The organism is Methyloceanibacter sp. (assembly GCF_051306395.1).
In the GTDB taxonomy this organism is placed as follows: domain Bacteria; phylum Pseudomonadota; class Alphaproteobacteria; order Rhizobiales; family Methyloligellaceae; genus Methyloceanibacter.
This window is the reverse complement of sequence record NZ_JBPPND010000193.1, coordinates 1-18,232: the sequence shown is the minus strand read 5'-3', so window position 1 is coordinate 18,232 and position 18,232 is coordinate 1. Positions and strand designations below refer to the sequence as shown.

Genomic DNA, 18,232 nt, shown 5'->3' with positions numbered 1-18,232 from the left:
AGCCCAAGGACCAGCCGCATCATTGGCGCCATCACAAACTCTCCTTCATCCTCGGCTGTGAGTCCCCCGCGAACCGCCGTTTTGTGACGCTTCCGCCACGGTCACGCGCTCGCTTTTTCACAGAAAACGATTACAGTCCGCTCGTCAACAAGAGGGAGGGCTGAAGATGAGTCTGTCACCACCGACAACCGTCGTCTTCGTAATTTCGATCATCCTGGCCATTTTGGCGATCATCGGCGCCTTTGTGCCGATCCCGTTCATCACCGAGCACGGGTTTTGGGTCGCCGTCGTGGCTTACGTGATCCTGGCGTGCGGCAATATTTTCAGAGGGTTCTGATTGGCGGCGGCCTCGGGCGGTATCCGCCGTCCCGAGGCCGGACCGCTCTCCGGAGGCGCGCTTAGGCTTGGCCGTGGAAAACGAGCGCGGCGCCAAGCGCGATCAAGAGAAAACCCCCGCCCTGCATCCAACTCAGCGGCTCATTGAAATAGAGCGCGGTGAACCCCGCGAATACCACCAGGGTGATGACCTCCTGCATGGTCTTCAACTCGGCCGGCGAATAGACGTCGCTGCCGAGCCGGTTCGCCGGCACCGCGAAGCAATACTCCACGAAGGCGATGGCCCAGCTGATCAATACGACCGTGATCAGCGGCACGGATTTGTACTTCAGGTGCCCATACCAAGCGAAGGTCATGAACACGTTGGAGCAGATCAGCAGGATGATCGGCAGCAGATAGGGCACCAATCCCGGCTTAAGCAGGCTGGAGAAGAATGTCATGGGAGACCGTCGTACGGGTGATTAAAAGATTGAGTACGGGACCACATAGAAGAAGGGCCGGCGATGAGCCGGCCCTTCTTGTCTCTGTCTTCGGTCGTCCTAGTCGTCGTCCCGTGCCCACGATGGCCGGTAAGGCATCGGGGTGGGGCTTGGACTCGGACTGGGCGAACCCGGCATTGGCGGACGCGGCGTGCCGAACGCGGGCGAACCGCCCGGGCTTGCCGGCCGCGGTGGCAGGCTGCCCATGCCAGGCGATGGCGACGATGGCGCCATCGGCCGGGGCGCAGGCTGCGGCCTCGGCGGAGTCGGACTGACCGGTGCCGCCGCTGCCGGCCGCGGCGCGGGCGCCGCAGCTTTCGGCTTTACCGCGGCTCTCGGCTTGGCAGCCGCTTTACGCTTCGCCGCCGGCTTCTTCGTCGCAGACTTAGCGGCGGTTTTTCGGGCCGGCGCTTTTCGCGCAGATTTCTTGGCCTTCCGCGCAGACTTCCGCGCCGTGCTCTTGCGGGCTGTCGACTTCTTGGCGGTCTTGCGCTTGGCTGGGCGCCGAGCGGTCTTCCGCGCAGTTTTCCGCGTCGCCTTGCGTGCAGTTGACTTCTTACTCGTGGTGCGTTTCTTCCCAGTTTTTCTCGTAGCCATCGCTTTGCTCCGATGCTGTTTTGATGTCGCTCATCTACCCGTTCCTAAGACGCGTTACATCGAATCACGCTTTACTTGTGGTCCAGGCTTGCCGTCCCACATGGCAAGTCAATTATTTTTTTTGAGTATATGCTGATCGCAGCAGAAAATGGCAATTTAGCGAGCGCTCTTCGCCGAACTTCAACAACCAAATCTTTCCACGCGCGCCATGATGCACCGCAAACTGTACATCGCGCGTGCGAAACGATTCGTTTTGTTAAGCACATGTTGCGCTGTCTTGCGCCGCGATGCGCACCGAAATGCGTTCAACCGCACGACCACTGGCGGTCTCACGCGCGCATGACACGCGATGCTTTGCGCGCGTCGTTCTCCTGAAAAGTTGGAAGAGATCTCGGCGCGCTAACGCGCTTCGCTGACCGCGGTCAGGATGTCCTCGGTGTTCATCCGGTTCCGGAAATCCAGATCGACGAAGCGCGCCCTGACCCGGCCGTCGCGTCCGACAACGAGCGTCGCCGGAATAGGCAGAAGCCAGCCGTCATTGCCTTGGAACTGGCTGAAATCGATACCGAGCGTCTCGTACGCTTGACGAATAGTGTCCCCGGCCCAGAAGACGAGGCCGAGAGAGGAGGCGTAGACGAGGTCGAGATCGGTTAGAACCGAGAACGGCAGTCCATATTTTTGTTGCAAAGCCTGCGCTTGCGGCCTGAGTTTCGGTACGATGGACACCACGTCGCCGCCGACCGAGGCGATGAAGGGGTAAGCCCGCGCCAAGGCCTGGAACTCTAGCCCGCAATAGCCGCACCACGGGCTACGGTTGAAGCTGATGACGAGCGGTCCCCGTTCCATGAAGAAGCCTAGGCGGACCAAGTGCCCTTCGCTGTCAGTGAGATGGACGTCAGGAAGCGCCTCGCCAACGGCGGGGACGAGCCTGCCGGCGCCGTTCTCCCGCAAGCGTGCGGCCAAGTCGTCATAAGCGGACTCGAGCGCAGGGAAGAGCTTCCGCGACTCCTCCATATAAAGGTCGAGCCTCTCATCGAGAGGCGCCTTGAGAGTATCCGCCCGATGAAAGGCCTCCGCGACGGACGCCTCGACCGATCCGACCTCGCTCATTGTGCTTTGTCGTACTTCCATGGGTGACGCAAGCGGAGCCAGATAAACCAGCCTCTGGCCGCAATCATGTCATTTCGGCGGAAGGCCCGCTTTGGGCCCGATTTTGGGCCGGCTTTGGGTCACATCATTGCCAATGTATTAAACGCTCGACGCGCGCCGCCCCCCACGAATCGAGGCGCCTTATGGCGGCGAGGCTTGCTCGGACATCTGCCGGAGCGCCTCGTCGAAGGGATAGACGGAGATGTGCGGGTCGCCGGTAAACGGGAAATCGAAAGCTAGCCCAAGCAACAATGACATCGCCACCAGGGCAGCCAACGAAGCGGTCATGAGAATCTGCGCCGTCAAGTTGGACGCCGCGAAGAACGCCGGGTAGCCGAGCGTAATCGCACCGCCGACGATCAGCACGAACCACAGGATGGGCTGCACCGAGCCGCCGGCATTGTCCAGACGGCTGTTCCGGCTATCGGTCATAGTCGTCAGCAGTTCCAGGGCATGATGGTAGAGCACCACCTGCCGGTCATCCTCCGGCTGAACGGCAAAGATCGCATCGCTGAGCTTATCGAGGTCCTCGGCCACCATTCCGCTCGGCCTGCCGACGGACATGGCCGGCCATCCGTGGCGGCGCACGTCCGTGACATAGGTGAAAAGGTGCTTGCGGATTTCTTCGCCCCCGTCGGGCAGCGCGAACGTCACCCGGTGCAAATCGATCGCCGCCGCCGCCTCGGCGCGCACGGCGGATTCAGTGTCGCGATAGTTCTCCCACACCGCGATAACAACGAAGGCCAGCGTCACGGCGTAGAACACGCCGACCACCGCAAACTTAAAGCCGGCGACCTCGTTGTTGAGGCTGAGGCGGCTAACCCCGTAGACGTAGCGGCTGACCAACATCAACCCGACCGCATAGATTTCCGCAATAACCGCTATGATGAGGCCCGCGACCCACAGGGGCATGCCATGCATCAGGGCCAGCAACCAAGAATCGGACATCATGTCCGGCATGGCCTTCTCGCTTCAGAATTGGCGTTTGATTAGGAACGCCTCGCTAGGTCCGCTATTTTCTGACCGCAAAAGTCGACTCGCGATAAAGGAAACCCATGGCCAAGAAAGGCGCAAGCGCAAACGAACCTGAGCCCCAGGAAGGCCTGACCCGGGAGGAAACCAAGTCGGTCAAGGAGCGCCGCCGCCTGCGGGCCGCCGTGGTCTACGAGATCATTCGCCTCGAAGGCGAGAAGGAGCTTGCGCGCAAGTTTTCCGCGCTCTGGTGGTCGGCGCTTGCCGCCGGCATCTCCATCGGCTTCTCGGTGCTCTCCCAAGCCATGTTAGAGGCCACGCTTGAGGGCGTGCCAGGCGCCGGCATGATCGCCGATTTCGGCTACTGCGTCGGCTTTCTCATCGTGATCCTTGCCCACCAGCAGCTCTTCACCGAGAACACGCTGACCGCCGTCCTCCCGGTGATGGTCAAGAAGGACTGGAACGCGAGCCTGGATGTTCTCCGGCTGTGGGCGATCGTTCTGGCGGGCAATCTGGTCGGGTGCTTCCTGTTCGCCGCGTTTCTCGCCTATTCCGGCGCGATCACCCCCGAGGTCGCGGCCTCTGTCGGCGATATCAGCCGCCACATGATGGCCAATTCGCCGCTTGAGATGTTCGTCAAGGGCATCGCCGCCGGCTGGCTCATCGCCGCTCTGGTCTGGATGCTTCCCTCCTCCGAAGGCACCGAGATCTTCGTCATCACCCTCATCACCTACATCATCGCGCTCGGCGACTTCACCCACATCGTCGCCGGCTCGGTGGAAGCCATATATATATGGCTCATCGGCGAGGAGAGCTTTTGGCGCGTGGCGGGTGGCTTCTTCATCCCGACCCTTCTCGGCAACGTCGCGGGCGGTACGGTGCTCTTCGACGTCGTGAGCTACGCCCAGGTCCGCGACGAGCTGGAGGGCTGACGAGGCCACGACGCTTTTGCAGCGGCAGTGCGCCTCTAGCCAAGGCCCCTGCCCGCCGCCATATTCGCACTATGTCCCGCCAGGTACCCAAGACTTTTGGCTCCCGCGCAGAGCCGCGCGCCGTCACCGGCGAGACGAGCGGCCTGCCGCTCGGCGCCGACCGTCGTGAGCCCGGCTTTGGCGAGGCGCCGCAGCCGCTGATCCAGGAACATCCGCTGGTGACAGGCGCCGTGCCCGACTTCACGCCGCACCGCCCGTCCCGGCCCGAGAAGTCCGAAGGCGGCATCGTTTTCGATCTTAAGACGGAGCTCGCGCCCAAGGGCGACCAGCCGGGCGCCATCGCCGAACTCGTGTCCCAGGCGAATGCGCAAGAGCGCGATCAGGTGCTGCTCGGCGTCACCGGCTCCGGAAAGACCTTCACCATGGCCAAGGTCATCGAGCTGACCCAGCGCCCGGCCCTGATCCTCGCGCCCAACAAGACACTGGCCGCCCAGCTCTATGGCGAATTCAGGAGCTTTTTCCCGGACAACGCGGTCGAGTATTTCGTCTCTTATTACGACTACTACCAGCCGGAAGCCTATATCCCGCGCACCGACACCTATATCGAGAAAGATTCGTCGATCAACGAGCAGATCGACCGCATGCGCCATGCCGCAACCCGCGCGCTGATTGAGCGCGACGACGTGATCATCGTGGCCAGCGTCTCGTGCATCTACGGTATCGGCTCGGTCGAGACCTATACGGCTATGACCTTCAGCCTGAAGCGCGGCGACAAGGTCGAGCAGCGGCAATTGATGGCCGACCTGGTGGCGCTGCAATACCGTCGCAACGACGTGAACTTCGTGCGCGGCTCGTTCCGCGTGCGCGGCGACACCATCGAGCTGTGGCCGGCCCATTTGGACGACCGCGCCTGGCGCATTTCCCTGTTCGGCGACGAGGTGGAAACGCTGGTCGAATTCGATCCCTTGACCGGCGCCAAGACCGACGAGTTCAGCTCGGTCAAGATCTACGCCAACTCCCACTACGTGACGCCGAAGCCGACGCTGAAACAGGCCATCCGCGGCATCAAGGAGGAGTTGAAGCAGCGCCTCACCGAGCTGAACGGCGCCATGCGCTTGCTGGAAGCGCAGCGGCTGGAGCAGCGCACCCTGTTCGACCTGGAGATGATCGAGGCGACGGGGTCTTGCGCCGGCATCGAAAACTACTCGCGCTACCTCACGGGACGGAAACCCGGCGAGCCGCCGCCCACCTTGTTCGAATATCTGCCCGACAATGCGCTGGTGTTCGTGGACGAAAGTCATGTGACCGTGCCTCAGATCGGCGGCATGTTTCGCGGCGACTACCGGCGAAAGTCGACGCTTGCCGAATATGGCTTTCGGCTGCCCTCGTGCATGGACAACCGGCCCCTGCGCTTCGAGGAGTGGGACGCCATGAGGCCGCAGACAGTCTATGTCTCGGCGACGCCGGGCAACTGGGAGCTGGAGCAGACCGGCGGCGTGTTCGCCGAGCAGGTCATCCGTCCCACGGGCCTGGTGGACCCGCCGGTGGAGGTGCGTCCGGCCACCACCCAGGTCGACGACCTCATCGACGAGACACGCAAGGTGGTGGCCGCCGGCTACCGCGTGCTGGTCACCACGCTCACCAAACGCATGGCCGAGGACTTGACCGAGTATATGCACGAGCAAGGCATCCGCGTGCGCTACATGCATTCCGACGTGGAGACCCTGGAGCGCATCGAGATCATCCGCGATCTGAGGCTGGGCGCCTTCGACGTGCTCATCGGCATCAACCTGTTGCGCGAGGGTCTAGACATTCCCGAATGCGCCCTGGTCGCCATCCTCGACGCTGACAAGGAAGGCTTCTTGCGGTCCGAGACCTCGCTCGTGCAGACCATCGGCCGCGCCGCGCGCAACGTGGACGGTAAGGTCATTCTCTATGCCGACGGCATCACCGGCTCCATGGAGCGCGCCATGGCCGAGACCACGCGGCGGCGCGAGAAGCAGGCGGCGTGGAACGCGGCGAACGGCATCACGCCCGAAAGCATCAAGAAGAATATCGGCGACATCCTCTCGAGCGTGTACGAGCGCGACCACGTGCTGGTCGACGCCGGCACCGGCTTCGCCGAGGGCGAACAGACGCCGGTCGGCCACAATATCGAGAGCGTGATCGCGGACATGGAGAAGCGCATGCGCGCCTCCGCCGCCGATCTCGAATTCGAGGAGGCGGCGCGCTTGCGCGATGAGGTCAAGCGCCTGCGTCAGATGGAGCTGGCCATCGCCAACGATCCCCTCGCCCGGCAAGGCGAGCTGGAACGCTCGGCGGCCGCGGTCGACCTGACCCGGCCCCACAAGCCGACCCTCGACGAGATGGGCCCGCACAATCGCGAGATGCCACTCAAGCGCTCCCGCCCGCGCTCGAACGCCGGCAAGCCCGGCACCCGTGCCTTTAAGGGCAAAAGCCGCTAAAGCCACCTTTCAAGGCCACGGTCTGTCAACCTTGCCGTGTTACGGCTCGGGAGAACGGAGCAGAAAGCCTCGAAAAATGCCGGGCAGCGCGAAGGCGACCCTCATCGACATTTACGACGCTTGGCGAGCCCACGACCTCGACTGGCTCGGCTCGTATTTGCCGGCGGATTTCTCCCACTCAATGAACATCCCTGCCGAGCAGCTCGATCTGAGCGGAATGCGCGACGGCAAGCTCGCCGCGCTCAACCGGCTAAGGGAAATCTTCGACAGCTTCGACACCCAGCACCTCGAGCCCGCCGCGTTGACCCTGTGCGGCGACAAAGCGATCGCCAATGTGACCACGCGCTGCCGGCATCGATCGAGCGGCACGTGGCTCTGCACCACGAAGAAGCATGTCTGGCGCATCGAGGACGGTTGGCCCGTCGAGCTATCTGAATTCTACGACCTCGACCAGTTCGAAGTCTTCATGAAGAAAGCACGACGCTGAGGCGCCGGCCGCGCCGTGTAACTCAAGTCGCGCTTCACCATAATTCGAACTCGCACGACGCGAACGCGGCCAAACGCGGTATCAAACGCGCACGCCAAAAATATGCAGCACCACGTCCTAACATCATATGATGCGGCAACGCTTCGCGGGGAGGCATGATGATCAGGCCGGAGACCATCGTCTGCGAGATCTACGATGCGTGGCGCGCTCAAGACATGGAATGGCTCGCGGAGCTACCTGCCTGAAGATTTTTGCCACGTCATTCACATCCCGACGGAGATTCATCCCCTTGGCGGTACCAGCCGTGGCAAGGCCGCCTCGATCGCGCGGCTCGGCGTGATCGCCGACGATTTCGAAATTCTCCGGTTCGACACCAGCGGATTGATCGTTCAGGAGGCCCGCGCCGGCGTCGAAATTCCCGTGCGCTACCGCCATCGTGAGACGGATATCGATCTCGAAACGACGATCGCCAACTTCTGGACCTTCGAGGATGGCTGGCCTGTCCGGCTGTCCGAGTACCATAACCTCGTCCGCATCCAGGAATTCAAGCAGAACGTCGTGGCGCTGGGCGCGGACCTGTAACCGGCCAGAGTCTGGAAGCGGCCGGCTGCGAAGCCTCGCGCCTGCCGTTCTAAATTGGCGCGCGCATTAACTCTTTCTCAAGCGGATCGGAGTGAGATGGGCGGCGTACCAAGTTGAGTACTCAGTAGCGTAAGAGGGAATCAGTCATGCGCACCATCATTGCTCTTGCGGTCATCACCGCGACCATCGCCCTTGGCGGTTGCTTCCACCATGGTCAGCAGACCTACGTCACCGAGCTGCCGCCGGCACCGGTGCCTTACAAGTAAGCTTTCATGCACGACGGCTTCGGCCTTTCGAGGTCCTGACGCTAGTCCGCGCCGGGCCCCGCCGCATCGGGAGTGAAAGCGAGAGTATCTGCGTAGAAGAGCCCGGCCGTCGCGCCGGGCTTTTTCGTGGCTGGACGCCAAGCGTGAGCCGGCCCCTCAAGACCTTGTGAGCAAATATGAGCCGCAAGTGATGGCGGCGTCGGCTAGCGTGCAACGATGAAGCCGGCGAGCACGGGAGGGAGCCGAAATGTCCACGTTGATGACCTGGCTGGAGGCCGGACGGCGGCTCGCCGAGCGCGTTCCCTATAGTATCGTCGCCCTGGTGGCGCGGCTCGCCGTGGCGAGCGTGTTCTGGCGTTCGGCCCAAACCAAGGTCGACGGGTTCCTCCACATCAAGGACACCACGTTCTTCCTCTTCCGCGAGGAGTACAAGGTGCCCTTCCTGCCGCCGGACGTCGCCGCCTATCTTGCGACCTATCAAGAGCTCGCCTTCTCGGTCTTGCTCGTGGTCGGGCTTGCTTCGCGGCTCTCCGCGCTCGGCCTCATGCTCATGGTCGCCGTCATCCAGATCTTCGTCTATCCGGAAGGCTGGCCGGACCACATTCTGTGGTTCGCGCTGCTGCTGCTGATTTTCGCGCGCGGTCCCGGCGCGATCTCCCTCGACCACTTGCTCTGGTCGCGCGCCCGGAGCGAACCCGCGCCCGCCCGCTAGAACAGGGACTCGGAATCGCTGGCAGGCGCCGCCGGCTGTTTGTGCTCAGCCGCCGCGCTGTAGCTGCCGCAGCAAGGCATGGCTCGGATAGGAATCCGCCGGCAGTCCGAACTTGACTTGCATGTCGCGAATGGCGGCGCGGGTGCCGGCGCCGATCACGCCGTCAATCTTCCCCACGTCGTAACCGCGCTGCGCGAGGAGCTGCTGCAATTGCTTCGTCTCTGCCGCGGTGAACGGCTCGGGGTTTCCCCGGCGCAGCGGTGGCGCGCCCGCTAGCCGCGTGGCGTAGTAGCCGGCGGTCGTCGAGTAGACGAGCGAGTTGTTCCAATCGAGATAGACGTTGATGAAATTCGGATAGGCGAGAAACGCCGGTCCGTGGCGTCCCATAGGCAAGAGAAGCGCCGATGGCGTGTTGTCGGCGGGTACCGGCTTGCCGTTGCGATACGTCACGCCGTAGCGGGACCAAAAAAGCCGCGGCCGCTGAATGGTGACGTCAGCCTGTTCCCAAGGCAGGTTCTCCGGCACGATGACTTCCTCGAGCCAAGGCTGGCCGGCCTGCCATCCCTTCGAGGCGATATAGTTGGCGGCCGACGCAAGGGAATCCGGCGCGCTACGCACGAGATCGCGGTGCCCGTCGCCGTCATAGTCGACCGCGAAGTCGTAGTACGTCTTGGGCTGGAACTGGAACTGACCCACCTCTCCGTGCGCCGGCCCGCGCATCTCTTTCGGAGAAAGATCGCCGCGATCGATCACCTTCAGCGCGTACATCAGCTGTTCGCGGAACTCCTCGGGCCGGCGGCAATCGTAGCTTAGGGTCGCGAGCGACTGGATGCTCGGCAGATTGCCCATCACCTTGCCGAAGTCGGTCTCCAATCCCCAATAGGCCACGAGCACCGGACCCGGCACGCCGTATTGCTGCTCGATCTTCTTGAAGGTCGAAGCGTATTTCTGGAGCAGCGACTTGCCGACACTCATGCGGTTGCCGGAGACCATGCGGTCCTGGAACGTCAGATAGTCCTGGGTGAACACGCCCTGGCGGCGGTCATGGGCAATGGCCGTCGGATAATAGGTGACGCCGTTAAGCGCGGCGGCCACGGTCTGTGGAGAGATGCCTTCGGCGACGGCCTGTTGCTTGAAACCTTGCAGCCACTTGTTGAAGCCGGCAGGGCCGGGGCACTGTTGCGCAAGGACGCTCGAAGCCGAGCCGAACAGCACCGCCGCACAAAGGCCAGCGCGCGCTATCATCGAAATGACGCGAGTCATGGGGTGTCTAGCCATGCGCGCACTGAACCCAGTCGAAGGGCGTCCGTCAAGTTAAGAGGCAAGTTAAGAGGGATGACAAACCGAAGCCGATCGCGCCGCCACTACGACGACCAACCCGAAAGGCGAGCGACACCGCCAACGCAGATAGGAAAAAGCATCCGCAAAACGCGGCCGCTCGGACTCGATGCTGTGCCGGCCGCTCTTAGTCGGTATGCGGCGGCAGCTCGCCAATCCGAAGCTTCTCCATCAGCACGTTGATGCGCCGTGAAGCCTCGCGTTTGCTCAAGCCCTGCTGGAAGGCCCCCGGCTCACGCACTTCGTCGGCCAATGTTTTGAGGTACGAGGCCTGCGCCCCCGTCATTGGCTCCGCGCCGTTGGACTCGCTCGACGCGAGGTACTGGCTTTCCTGATACTCAGGGGCCCTCTTCTTCTGTTCCATATCCTAGTATTCCTGAACCACCCTCGGTGTTTCCCTTTAGCGTCTTTCTTGTACACACGAGTGTTACAGTAAGAATCGAAAAGGGCAAGGATTTGGCGTCATATGACAAAGGTTTGGGCACAACTAGGTCCGCCTAGAGATGCGGCGGCGCAGCGAGACGCGACAGGTCAAGATCCGCGGCATGGATCGCGCCCGGGCCGCGCCCCCGCCTGCGGCGTGGCGAAGCGGCCTTTAGCCTCTCACCATTAACGTTCTGTAAACTTTTACCAAATCGGGGCTTGATGCCTCGAAATGGCCCTCCGAAGACCGCTGACCAGCCGAGTTTTTGCCCCTTTGTTCCGTAGGTTACCGCAGTGCACCATTGTGTGCGGCCGGCTCGATTCTTCGCCGGCTCCTGCAAAAACCTCCCAGACAAACTAAGGAGCAAGAACGCATGGTCAAAGTGCGAGCTAAATTTATGACGGTGGGACTTCTGGGTGCCGCTTTGATGTTGCCCTTGAGTGCCGCCCAGGCGGCCCAGGTCGGACATGCCTCGTGGTACGCGCTCACCTCCAAGACGGCGAGTGGGGAACAGATGAACCCCAGCGCCCTGACCGCGGCGCACCGCTCGTTGCCCTTCGGCACCAAGGTGCTCGTGGAAAATCTGAGAAACGGCCGCTCCGTGGTCGTGCGAATCAATGACCGCGGTCCATTTGTGGGCGGGCGAATCATCGACGTCTCGAAGGGCGCCGCCGCACAGCTCGGCATGATTCACTCCGGCACCGCCAAGGTGCGCGTCACGCCGGCAAGCGGGGGCGCGCTCAAGGCGGTCGGCCGGTCAAACAAGAACTAGCCACCGGCATCGGCACGGGGGACCGGGAGCCCGGGGGATCGGCGCGAAGGGTTCCTACTCTCAAACACCTGAGATATATGAAGTTTCAGGGCCCCTTTGGGCCTACCTGAGACGGCCTACGGCGCCGGGCATTCAGCCCGGCGTCTTTTGTGTGGCGCGCGGGAGGGCGCTACCCTCAGGCGCGATTCGCAATGCGCTGCGGGGCCCCTCCAGAACATTTCCAACCGTTGCACGGATGCAATAGGCAGTCGGAGAGAAAGGCTGCATAGTCCCAAAATATTGGTGCTTGGGGAGCAGCCTTCCCACGGCAAGCGCGGTGACGCATTCCTAGCCAATAAGCCTAAGAGACGCAGGGGACCACATCCCCCATCCAGATCGGAGACGCTCCCAATGCTCACGCTCCCCATGCTCTCCAGGGCGCTTCCTCTCGCGGCCCTCCTGGCCGCCGCCTCCGTTGGGCTCGCGCTGGAAAGCGCCGTGGCTCAGCAACAGGAGAGCCGCCAGGGAACCGGCCAGGGAGTCTTCAAGAAGCCCCATCGCGGCCCGGCTATCGGCGGCACGTCATGGACTCTCAGCGACGTTTGGGGCGAGCCCGAGATGCCCGAGCCATCCATGGATTACCCGGGATACGATTACCCGCCTGGCGGCTATGACCTCAACGGCCCGCCGAGCCGGTCGCCCTACCCCAACTAGGCGCAAAAACCCCGGGTTGCGCCGGCACGCGCGCAAGTAGATCGGGTCTTGCACAGAGCAGCCTCACGCCCCTAGAGTGAGGCGCTTTGCGGGCAGACTGCGAACCAGGGTGGAGACTGGCCGCGTACGCTCCTTGGGAAGCGACGTGGTTCCTTTCCCCGTTTCCTAGACTTGCCTGATTTTCCGTGCGTGTCGCACGGACCATTCGGAGGGGGAAAGGAGCTTCCCATGCGTCAGACCGGTACGGTCAAATTCTTCAATCACTCGAGGGGGTTCGGCTTTATCACGCCGGACGATGGCGGCAAGGATGTGTTCCTGCACATCTCCGCATTACAGAAATCGGGTCTGCCGGCGCCGGACGAAGGGGCGCGTGTCTCGTTCGAGACAGAGCCGGACCGTCGGGGCAAAGGCCCTCAAGCCATCAACGTGCAACTCGGCGAATAAGCTCTCCGCACAATCGAATATTTCCCACCCGCTGCGATAGCGGTGTCGTTTGACGCTGTTACCGTCAGCGGGATTTTTTCGGGACGCGCGGCGGTGTTCAACCGCACGAGACAGGCTAGGCTATGACGGTGCAAGACAAGCGCGCATCGGACCTCGCGCTTCAAAGCGTGCTCGATCGTCTCGCCGAGGGACGCACCGCCGCCCTTGAGCGATTGTTTCAGTTCCTTGCCATTCCCAGCATCTCCACGGATCCCGCCTACCACGAGTCCTGTCTTCAGGCCGCGGACTGGTGCGCGGACGCGCTCCGCGACATCGGCTTCGACGCCCGCGTCGAACCCACCGAAGGCAAGCCGATGGTCCTCGCCCAATGGCGCGATCCGGCTGGCGCCAAGCGTCCGCACATTCTGTTCTACGGCCACTACGACGTGCAGCCTCCCGACCCGTTGGAGCTGTGGACAGCCTCGCCCTTCGAAGCGCAGCTCGTCGACGACGCCCAGCACGGGCAAGTCATCGTGGCGCGCGGCGCCTCCGACGACAAAGGTCAGGTGATGACCTTCTTCCAGGCGTGCCGGGCTTGGATGGAGGCCCACGGCGCGCTGCCCGTGAACGTCACCGTGCTCCTCGAAGGCGAGGAAGAATCGGGAAGCCCAAGCCTCGCGCCGTTCCTCGAGGCCAATGGCGATGCACTGAAAGCCGACATCGCGCTTGTGTGCGACACCGGGCAATGGGATGCCGAAACGCCGGCAATCACCGCCTTCTTGCGCGGTCTCGCCTTCTCGGAAGTCACGCTCACCGGCCCCGCGCGCGATCTGCATTCCGGCATTTACGGCGGTCCGGCGCAAAACCCGATCCGCGTTCTTTGCCAGCTGATCGCCGACCTTCACGACGAGACGGGACGCATCGCCATTCCTGGCTTCTATGACGGCGTGCGCGAGCCGTCGTCCGAACAACGCGAGGCCTGGCGCGCACTCGGTTTCGAGATGGACAAATTTCTCGGTGAAATCGGCCTGAGCGTGCCCGCCGGCGAGGCGGACCGAAGCGTGCTCGAACAGCTCTGGTCGCGACCGACCGTCGAGGTGAACGGTATCGTCGGCGGCTATACCGGCCCCGGCACCAAGACGGTGATCCCCTCGCAAGCCTCGGCCAAACTCTCCTTCCGTCTCGTGCCCGACCAGAATCCGGCCAAGGTCATCGACGGCCTTCATCGCTTTATCGCCAAGCGCCTCCCCGCCGATGTCAGCGTCGCCTATGGCGGCGAAGGCGGCTCGCCGGCTGTCGGCTTCGACACGGACGCGCCCGCCTTTCGCGCCGCGGCGCAGGCGCTGGAGGCCGAGTGGGGCAAGGCGCCGGTGATCGTTGGCTGCGGCGCGTCGATCCCCATCGTGGAGTCGTTCCGCACCCGGCTCGGCATGGACGCGCTGCTGGTGGGTTTCGCCTTGGAGGACGACCGCATCCATTCGCCCAACGAGAAATACAATCTCAGCAGTTTCGAGAAAGGCGCGCGAAGCTGGGCTCGCATTCTCGGCGCACTCGGTAAAGCTAATGCGGGGCGTTAGAAGCATGGCGGTCGCCGCCGCCGTGCTGACCGTTCTGCTCTCGGCGAGCGGGGCGCCAGCATTCGACCGCGACCGGCCCGGCGTCTTCGACTACTACGTGCTCGTACTCGGCTGGTCGCCGACCTATTGCCTCATTGAGGGGCGGCTCAGGCGCGATACGCAATGCGATGCGAAGACTCCCCACAACTTCGTGCTGCATGGGCTGTGGCCGCAATACGACAGGGGCTGGCCGAAGGATTGCTATGCGGGCAGGCGTCCCTGGGTGCCGTCCGAGGTGATCGACACAATGCGACATCATGCCGAGCAAGAGCCTCATCATCCACGAATATGCGACCCACGGTACCTGCGCAGGTCTCACGCCCGAGCAGTATTACGACGCAGCCCGCGCGCTCTACGACAGGGTGAGCCTACCGCCCGAGTTCACAGATCCGGAAGCACGGCGTGACCTCTCGCCCGAAGGCGTGGAACGCGAGTTCCTCGCCGCCAATCCCTGGCTGTCCGCCGACATGATCGCGGTGACGTGCCGCCGCGAGGCTCTGCTCGATATCCGCGTCTGCTTCGACCGTGATCTCCGGCCGCGCAAATGCGGCGCTAATGAAGATCAGCGGCGGCTTTGCCGCGCCGGCACGATCAACGTACCGGCGCCTTAGAAGCGATAGATCACCGAGCCGCGGAACGTGTTCGCATCCGGATCGTATGTGGTCTTGCCGCCGGGATAAGAGATCGTCTCCGCGTCGAAATCGGTGAACTGATAGTCGAGGCGTGCGCTCCAGTTCTGGTCGAACGCAAACTCGGCGCCGCCGCCCACGCTCCAGCCGAAGAACGTGGTTTCGCGGAACGCGCCGCCCGGACCGCTGATGGGCAGGTCCGCATCGGCCCATGCGCCGCCGAAGGTGCCGAAAAGCAGCAGGTTGGGCAGGATCGTGTAGCCAGCGCGGAGGCGCAAATCCGCCAAGGTGTCGAAGCCCGGGCTCACCTTGTTGATACCGCCGTTAAAGCTGCGGCTGCCGCTGATATCTGAGGCCATGAAGTCGCCTTCGACGCCGACGACGTACGGGCCGTGCTGCCAGCTATAACCCCCGACGACGCCTCCCAAGACACCACTCGAAGAGACCGAGCCTCCGGGCGACAGATCGTAGCTTACCGAAGCGCCGCCGACCGTGCCGCCGAGCCACCACCCTTCGAACACGTCCTGGGGCGGGACCGGCGCCATGTCGTAGGCGGCCGGGGCGTTGTAGGTGTCGTACAGGTCGGCGCTCGCGGCCGGGCGGGAAGCCGTGGCGCTGGCCGTTAACACGGCGGCAACCACCACAGCCTGGTACAATCGCATACGCATGACAGACTCCCTCACGATTGGAGGCTCGGCCCGTCCGCCGCGCAGCACGGATTCGTGCTGGACCAAGCGCTCACGGCCCCAGGGTAGTGCCCGACCCTTACCGACTGTTAACGACGAACCCGGGCGAAACTGAGCAGGGTAAGCGGCGGGTTAATGACCATCCCAAGGCGGGAAACCCGAGGCGATGCCGCACCACCGCTCAGCGGGCGTTGAACAGCGCCACCAGGCCGTGCTGCTCAAGCTCTACGCGGCCGAAGCGCGCTTCCAAGCCGAGGGCCAAGGACTCCAGATCGTCCGCGCGGTTATTGAACACGCCTTTCTCGTTGTAGAGATCAAGGAGCGCCCGCGCCGCCGCGTTGGGTTCGACCCCGTGACCGAGAATGGTGGCGCCGAAGAGGGTGGCGCCCTCGCCCATGAGCGGCTTCAGATGATCGACCGCCACGAGCTTCTCGGTCATCGTACCGGGCAAGCAATGCAGCACGAAGGTCAGGCCCACGGAGTCGAACGGCGCGGGATCCGGCGGCAGCGGCGCCAGCAGGTTCGCCTGCCATGACCGGGGGTGAAAGCGCGCAAGTCGGCGAACGGCGCGATCGAGGCAATGGGTGTTGATGTCAGCGAGGACCAGCCGGTCAAACTGTGTGCCGGCGCGGTCGAGAAAGAGCCCCGTGCCGACCCCCGCCTCCAGGTGATTGGCGGACAGGTTGGCCTCATAGAGCGCGGTGAGCCGAGAGATGGGGCAGCGCCAGGCGACGCGGCTGGAAAGCCCGTGCACCACCAGGTCGTACAAGCGAAGCGCAAAGGGAGTGTAGACCGCGTGGGCCTTCGCGATCGCCTCGGCATCGGCGGCGCCTAAGTCCGTTTGCTCGCGAGAGTGCATATGGCCAGTCTATGCCATCGCTCGGGCACCAAAAAAAGGGCGCCGACGAGGCGCCCTTTTCAGGTGGGAAGTGCTTTTGGGGAAGTTTTAGCCCTTAGAACGAAGCGCTGAGGGTTCCCACAACCCGCGAGTCGCAGTTGTTGATAGATCCCCCGCAACCGGCAGCGCTGAGATCCGTATCCCAATATCTGATATCGGCGGAAAAGTTGTCCATAAAGCCGAGGGTCAGACCTGCGTTCCAGTAGGTGTAAGAGCCGCCCGCGTCGAACCACTGGTAGCCGACCAAGCCGCTCACACTCGGGCTGAAGAAGTTGAAGATCTTGTTGGAGAAGGCGTACTCCAAAGAACCCTCGGTAGCATTCCCATCGCCGATCTCGCCGAAATAATCAGGCGACCAGTAGTTGCTCACGCCAACCGTAAAAGCCTCGCCAAACGTGTGGGAGGCACCGGCCTTCAACTCGACATAGTTGAAGTCTCCGCCAGGATCGAAAGCACCCGGGTAGGTGTAGTAAAGAACGGCGAAGTCGAAGTCGATGCCCATCCAGGTCGGCGCGATACCGCCATAGTAGTCGATCTCCACCGTGGCCAGATCGATGCCAACCGGGTCCGGCGGAACACTCCCGCCGAAATCGACGTTTGAGCCCCATATGCCGGCATAGAAGATGCCATAAGAGGCGTCGATCGAGGCCTGCACCGCCGGGTTCTGGTTCGTATTGGAAATACCACGGAAGATGTAGTCCGTGGTGAACGTGGCCGTACCACCAAGCTCGAACTCTTCTGCCTGTGCCGGAAGAGCGAGCCCGCCGATAAGGGCTGCACTCAAGATGGTTAGTTTTAACGTCCCCGCTTCCAGATGCCGAGCCATTGTCCAGTCTCCCGCTTTTTCGCCTGTCCCAATTAGGTCTTTAATTCTTGTGGGGTGTAGCTCGTTACCCGTGTCCGCGGCGCAACGCCCCCGTCACATCGACAATAGTCCGCACCCCCCTTGAAGCAACGAAAAAGCAAGACGTTTTTAAAACATCTAGGCCAGTGTGACTAATCTGCAATGGTTCAAGGACTTTGACGCCACATTGGGCTCACGCCCCTCCTCGCGCTGCACAAATACTCAGTCGGAGTGCACACGAGGAAGGCAACTGCTCAAAGTCGAGGCGAATCGTTATCCCTCCGGCGAATCATGGGCTTGGCCGCGGCCACTCTCACGCCGAATCCGCCGCTGCCTGCTGCGCTTGTTCCGTGTGACGGCGTCTCCGAGAGTGCCATTTCGCCGTCGCGAGACGCTTGACACGTCGAATTGAGCCCCCTTCCCGCAAAGGACGACATGGCCGCAGACACTCCCGACGGGACCGCATTGGTATCCGGTGCGGCGCGCCGGCTTGGCCGGACGATCGCGCTCGACTTGGCCCAAAGCGGTTGGCGCGTCGGGGTCCATTATCACGCTTCCGAGGCGGAAGCCTTCGGCCTGGTGGCGGAAATCGAAGCCATGGGCGGCCGAGCCGCGGCCCTGCAAGCCGATCTTGGCCGTTTTGACGATCTCGCCTCCTTGGTGGAGACCTGCTGCCGCGAACTCGGCCCGCCCACCTGCCTCATCAACAACGCCGCCTGTTTTGAGTGGGATTCAGCGGAAACGTGCGACGAATCTGGCTGGGCGACGCATCTCGACGTCAATCTGCGCGCGCCCGTGTTTCTGACCCAGGCCTTCGCCCGAACGCTCCCGGAAGGCGCCGCGGGCAACGTCATCAACCTGGTCGATCAGAAAGTGTGGAACCTCAACCCGGACTATTTCTCCTACACCATCGCCAAATCGGCGCTGTGGAC

At 62.9% G+C, this 18,232-nt stretch carries 21 protein-coding genes and 1 pseudogene; 14 read left to right on the top strand and 8 right to left on the bottom strand.

All coding sequences use genetic code 11. The annotated features are described in order from the left end of the window. Positions 1–166: 166 nt before the first annotated feature. The gene (locus tag ACSLE4_RS10165; protein ID WP_435904341.1) at positions 167–337 is read left to right on the top strand and encodes a hypothetical protein; all 171 of its coding nucleotides are present in this window, start codon (positions 167–169) and stop codon (positions 335–337) included. Between the two features lie 61 nt (positions 338–398). On the opposite strand, the gene ACSLE4_RS10160 is transcribed toward ACSLE4_RS10165, so the two are convergent. Continuing rightward, positions 399–776, bottom strand: coding sequence for a DMT family protein (locus ACSLE4_RS10160; protein ID WP_435904340.1), 378 nt, complete (start codon positions 774–776; stop codon positions 399–401). Positions 777–918: 142 nt separating this feature from the next. Between ACSLE4_RS10160 and ACSLE4_RS10155 the strand changes: the two genes are divergently transcribed. Then, positions 919–1,548 (top strand): hypothetical protein, encoded by a 630-nt coding sequence (locus ACSLE4_RS10155; RefSeq protein WP_435904339.1) that lies wholly within the window; start codon positions 919–921, stop codon positions 1,546–1,548. 263 nt (positions 1,549–1,811) lie between these two features. On the opposite strand, the gene ACSLE4_RS10150 is transcribed toward ACSLE4_RS10155, so the two are convergent. After that, positions 1,812–2,522 carry a peroxiredoxin-like family protein gene (locus ACSLE4_RS10150; RefSeq protein ID WP_435904338.1) on the bottom strand — a complete coding sequence of 237 codons (711 nt, stop codon included), beginning with the start codon at positions 2,520–2,522 and terminating at the stop codon, positions 1,812–1,814. 180 nt (positions 2,523–2,702) lie between these two features. Further along, positions 2,703–3,521 carry a hypothetical protein gene (locus ACSLE4_RS10145; RefSeq protein WP_435904337.1) on the bottom strand — a complete coding sequence of 273 codons (819 nt, stop codon included), beginning with the start codon at positions 3,519–3,521 and terminating at the stop codon, positions 2,703–2,705. Between the two features lie 95 nt (positions 3,522–3,616). Between ACSLE4_RS10145 and ACSLE4_RS10140 the strand changes: the two genes are divergently transcribed. The 5 genes from ACSLE4_RS10140 (at position 3,617) to ACSLE4_RS10120 (ending at position 8,977) form a co-directional block, all read left to right on the top strand. Then, on the top strand, positions 3,617–4,465 hold the full coding sequence (locus ACSLE4_RS10140) for a formate/nitrite transporter family protein (protein ID WP_435904336.1): 849 nt from the start codon (positions 3,617–3,619) through the stop codon (positions 4,463–4,465). 71 nt (positions 4,466–4,536) lie between these two features. Continuing rightward, on the top strand, positions 4,537–6,930 hold the full coding sequence (uvrB, locus tag ACSLE4_RS10135) for an excinuclease ABC subunit UvrB (RefSeq protein WP_435904335.1): 2,394 nt from the start codon (positions 4,537–4,539) through the stop codon (positions 6,928–6,930). A 76-nt stretch (positions 6,931–7,006) separates the two neighbouring features. Further along, entirely contained in the window at positions 7,007–7,417 is a 411-nt protein-coding gene (locus ACSLE4_RS10130) for a nuclear transport factor 2 family protein (protein WP_435904334.1), read from the top strand. A gap of 195 nt (positions 7,418–7,612) precedes the next feature. Continuing rightward, on the top strand, positions 7,613–7,999 hold the full coding sequence (locus ACSLE4_RS10125; protein ID WP_435904333.1) for a nuclear transport factor 2 family protein: 387 nt from the start codon (positions 7,613–7,615) through the stop codon (positions 7,997–7,999). A gap of 513 nt (positions 8,000–8,512) precedes the next feature. Next, positions 8,513–8,977 (top strand): DoxX family protein, encoded by a 465-nt coding sequence (locus tag ACSLE4_RS10120; protein ID WP_435904332.1) that lies wholly within the window; start codon positions 8,513–8,515, stop codon positions 8,975–8,977. Positions 8,978–9,022: 45 nt separating this feature from the next. Here ACSLE4_RS10120 and ACSLE4_RS10115 read toward each other — a convergent pair whose 3' ends face one another. Together ACSLE4_RS10115 and ACSLE4_RS10110 are read right to left on the bottom strand one after the other, a co-directional pair. Beyond that, positions 9,023–10,240: a lytic murein transglycosylase gene (locus tag ACSLE4_RS10115; RefSeq protein WP_435904331.1), complete on the bottom strand. Its 1,218-nt coding sequence runs from the start codon at positions 10,238–10,240 to the stop codon at positions 9,023–9,025. A gap of 202 nt (positions 10,241–10,442) precedes the next feature. Beyond that, entirely contained in the window at positions 10,443–10,679 is a 237-nt protein-coding gene (locus tag ACSLE4_RS10110) for a DUF3072 domain-containing protein (RefSeq protein ID WP_435904330.1), read from the bottom strand. Between the two features lie 433 nt (positions 10,680–11,112). Here ACSLE4_RS10110 and ACSLE4_RS10105 point away from each other — a divergent pair, with 433 nt between their 5' ends. The 6 genes and pseudogenes from ACSLE4_RS10105 (at position 11,113) to ACSLE4_RS10080 (ending at position 14,854) form a co-directional block, all read left to right on the top strand. Next, positions 11,113–11,511 carry a septal ring lytic transglycosylase RlpA family protein gene (locus tag ACSLE4_RS10105; protein ID WP_435904329.1) on the top strand — a complete coding sequence of 133 codons (399 nt, stop codon included), beginning with the start codon at positions 11,113–11,115 and terminating at the stop codon, positions 11,509–11,511. A 390-nt stretch (positions 11,512–11,901) separates the two neighbouring features. After that, complete coding sequence (locus tag ACSLE4_RS10100; RefSeq protein ID WP_435904328.1) at positions 11,902–12,204, top strand: hypothetical protein; 303 nt, start codon at positions 11,902–11,904, stop codon at positions 12,202–12,204. A gap of 228 nt (positions 12,205–12,432) precedes the next feature. After that, entirely contained in the window at positions 12,433–12,648 is a 216-nt protein-coding gene (locus ACSLE4_RS10095; RefSeq protein WP_069624532.1) for a cold-shock protein, read from the top strand. 122 nt (positions 12,649–12,770) lie between these two features. Further along, a complete protein-coding gene (locus ACSLE4_RS10090) occupies positions 12,771–14,204 on the top strand; it encodes a dipeptidase (protein WP_435904327.1) in 1,434 nt (477 codons plus the stop codon). After that, positions 14,191–14,439 (top strand): annotated as a pseudogene (locus ACSLE4_RS10085) (ribonuclease T2 family protein); the annotation flags it as partial. The gene ACSLE4_RS10090 and the pseudogene ACSLE4_RS10085, both read left to right, overlap by 14 nt. A 61-nt stretch (positions 14,440–14,500) precedes the next feature. Further along, positions 14,501–14,854, top strand: coding sequence for a hypothetical protein (locus ACSLE4_RS10080; RefSeq protein ID WP_435904342.1), 354 nt, complete (start codon positions 14,501–14,503; stop codon positions 14,852–14,854). On the opposite strand, the gene ACSLE4_RS10075 is transcribed toward ACSLE4_RS10080, so the two are convergent. From ACSLE4_RS10075 to ACSLE4_RS10065, 3 genes are all read right to left on the bottom strand, one after another. Then, on the bottom strand, positions 14,851–15,540 hold the full coding sequence (locus tag ACSLE4_RS10075) for an outer membrane protein (protein WP_435904326.1): 690 nt from the start codon (positions 15,538–15,540) through the stop codon (positions 14,851–14,853). The two genes, ACSLE4_RS10080 and ACSLE4_RS10075, sit on opposite strands and share 4 nt — an antisense overlap. A 199-nt stretch (positions 15,541–15,739) precedes the next feature. Continuing rightward, positions 15,740–16,417 (bottom strand): methyltransferase, encoded by a 678-nt coding sequence (locus ACSLE4_RS10070; RefSeq protein ID WP_435904325.1) that lies wholly within the window; start codon positions 16,415–16,417, stop codon positions 15,740–15,742. 94 nt (positions 16,418–16,511) lie between these two features. Continuing rightward, positions 16,512–17,282: a TorF family putative porin gene (locus ACSLE4_RS10065; protein WP_435904324.1), complete on the bottom strand. Its 771-nt coding sequence runs from the start codon at positions 17,280–17,282 to the stop codon at positions 16,512–16,514. Between the two features lie 453 nt (positions 17,283–17,735). On the opposite strand from ACSLE4_RS10065, the gene ACSLE4_RS10060 reads away from it, so the two are divergent. Then, positions 17,736–18,232, top strand: a 497-nt coding sequence (locus tag ACSLE4_RS10060) for an SDR family NAD(P)-dependent oxidoreductase (protein ID WP_435904323.1), incomplete at its 3' end; no start/stop codon positions are given.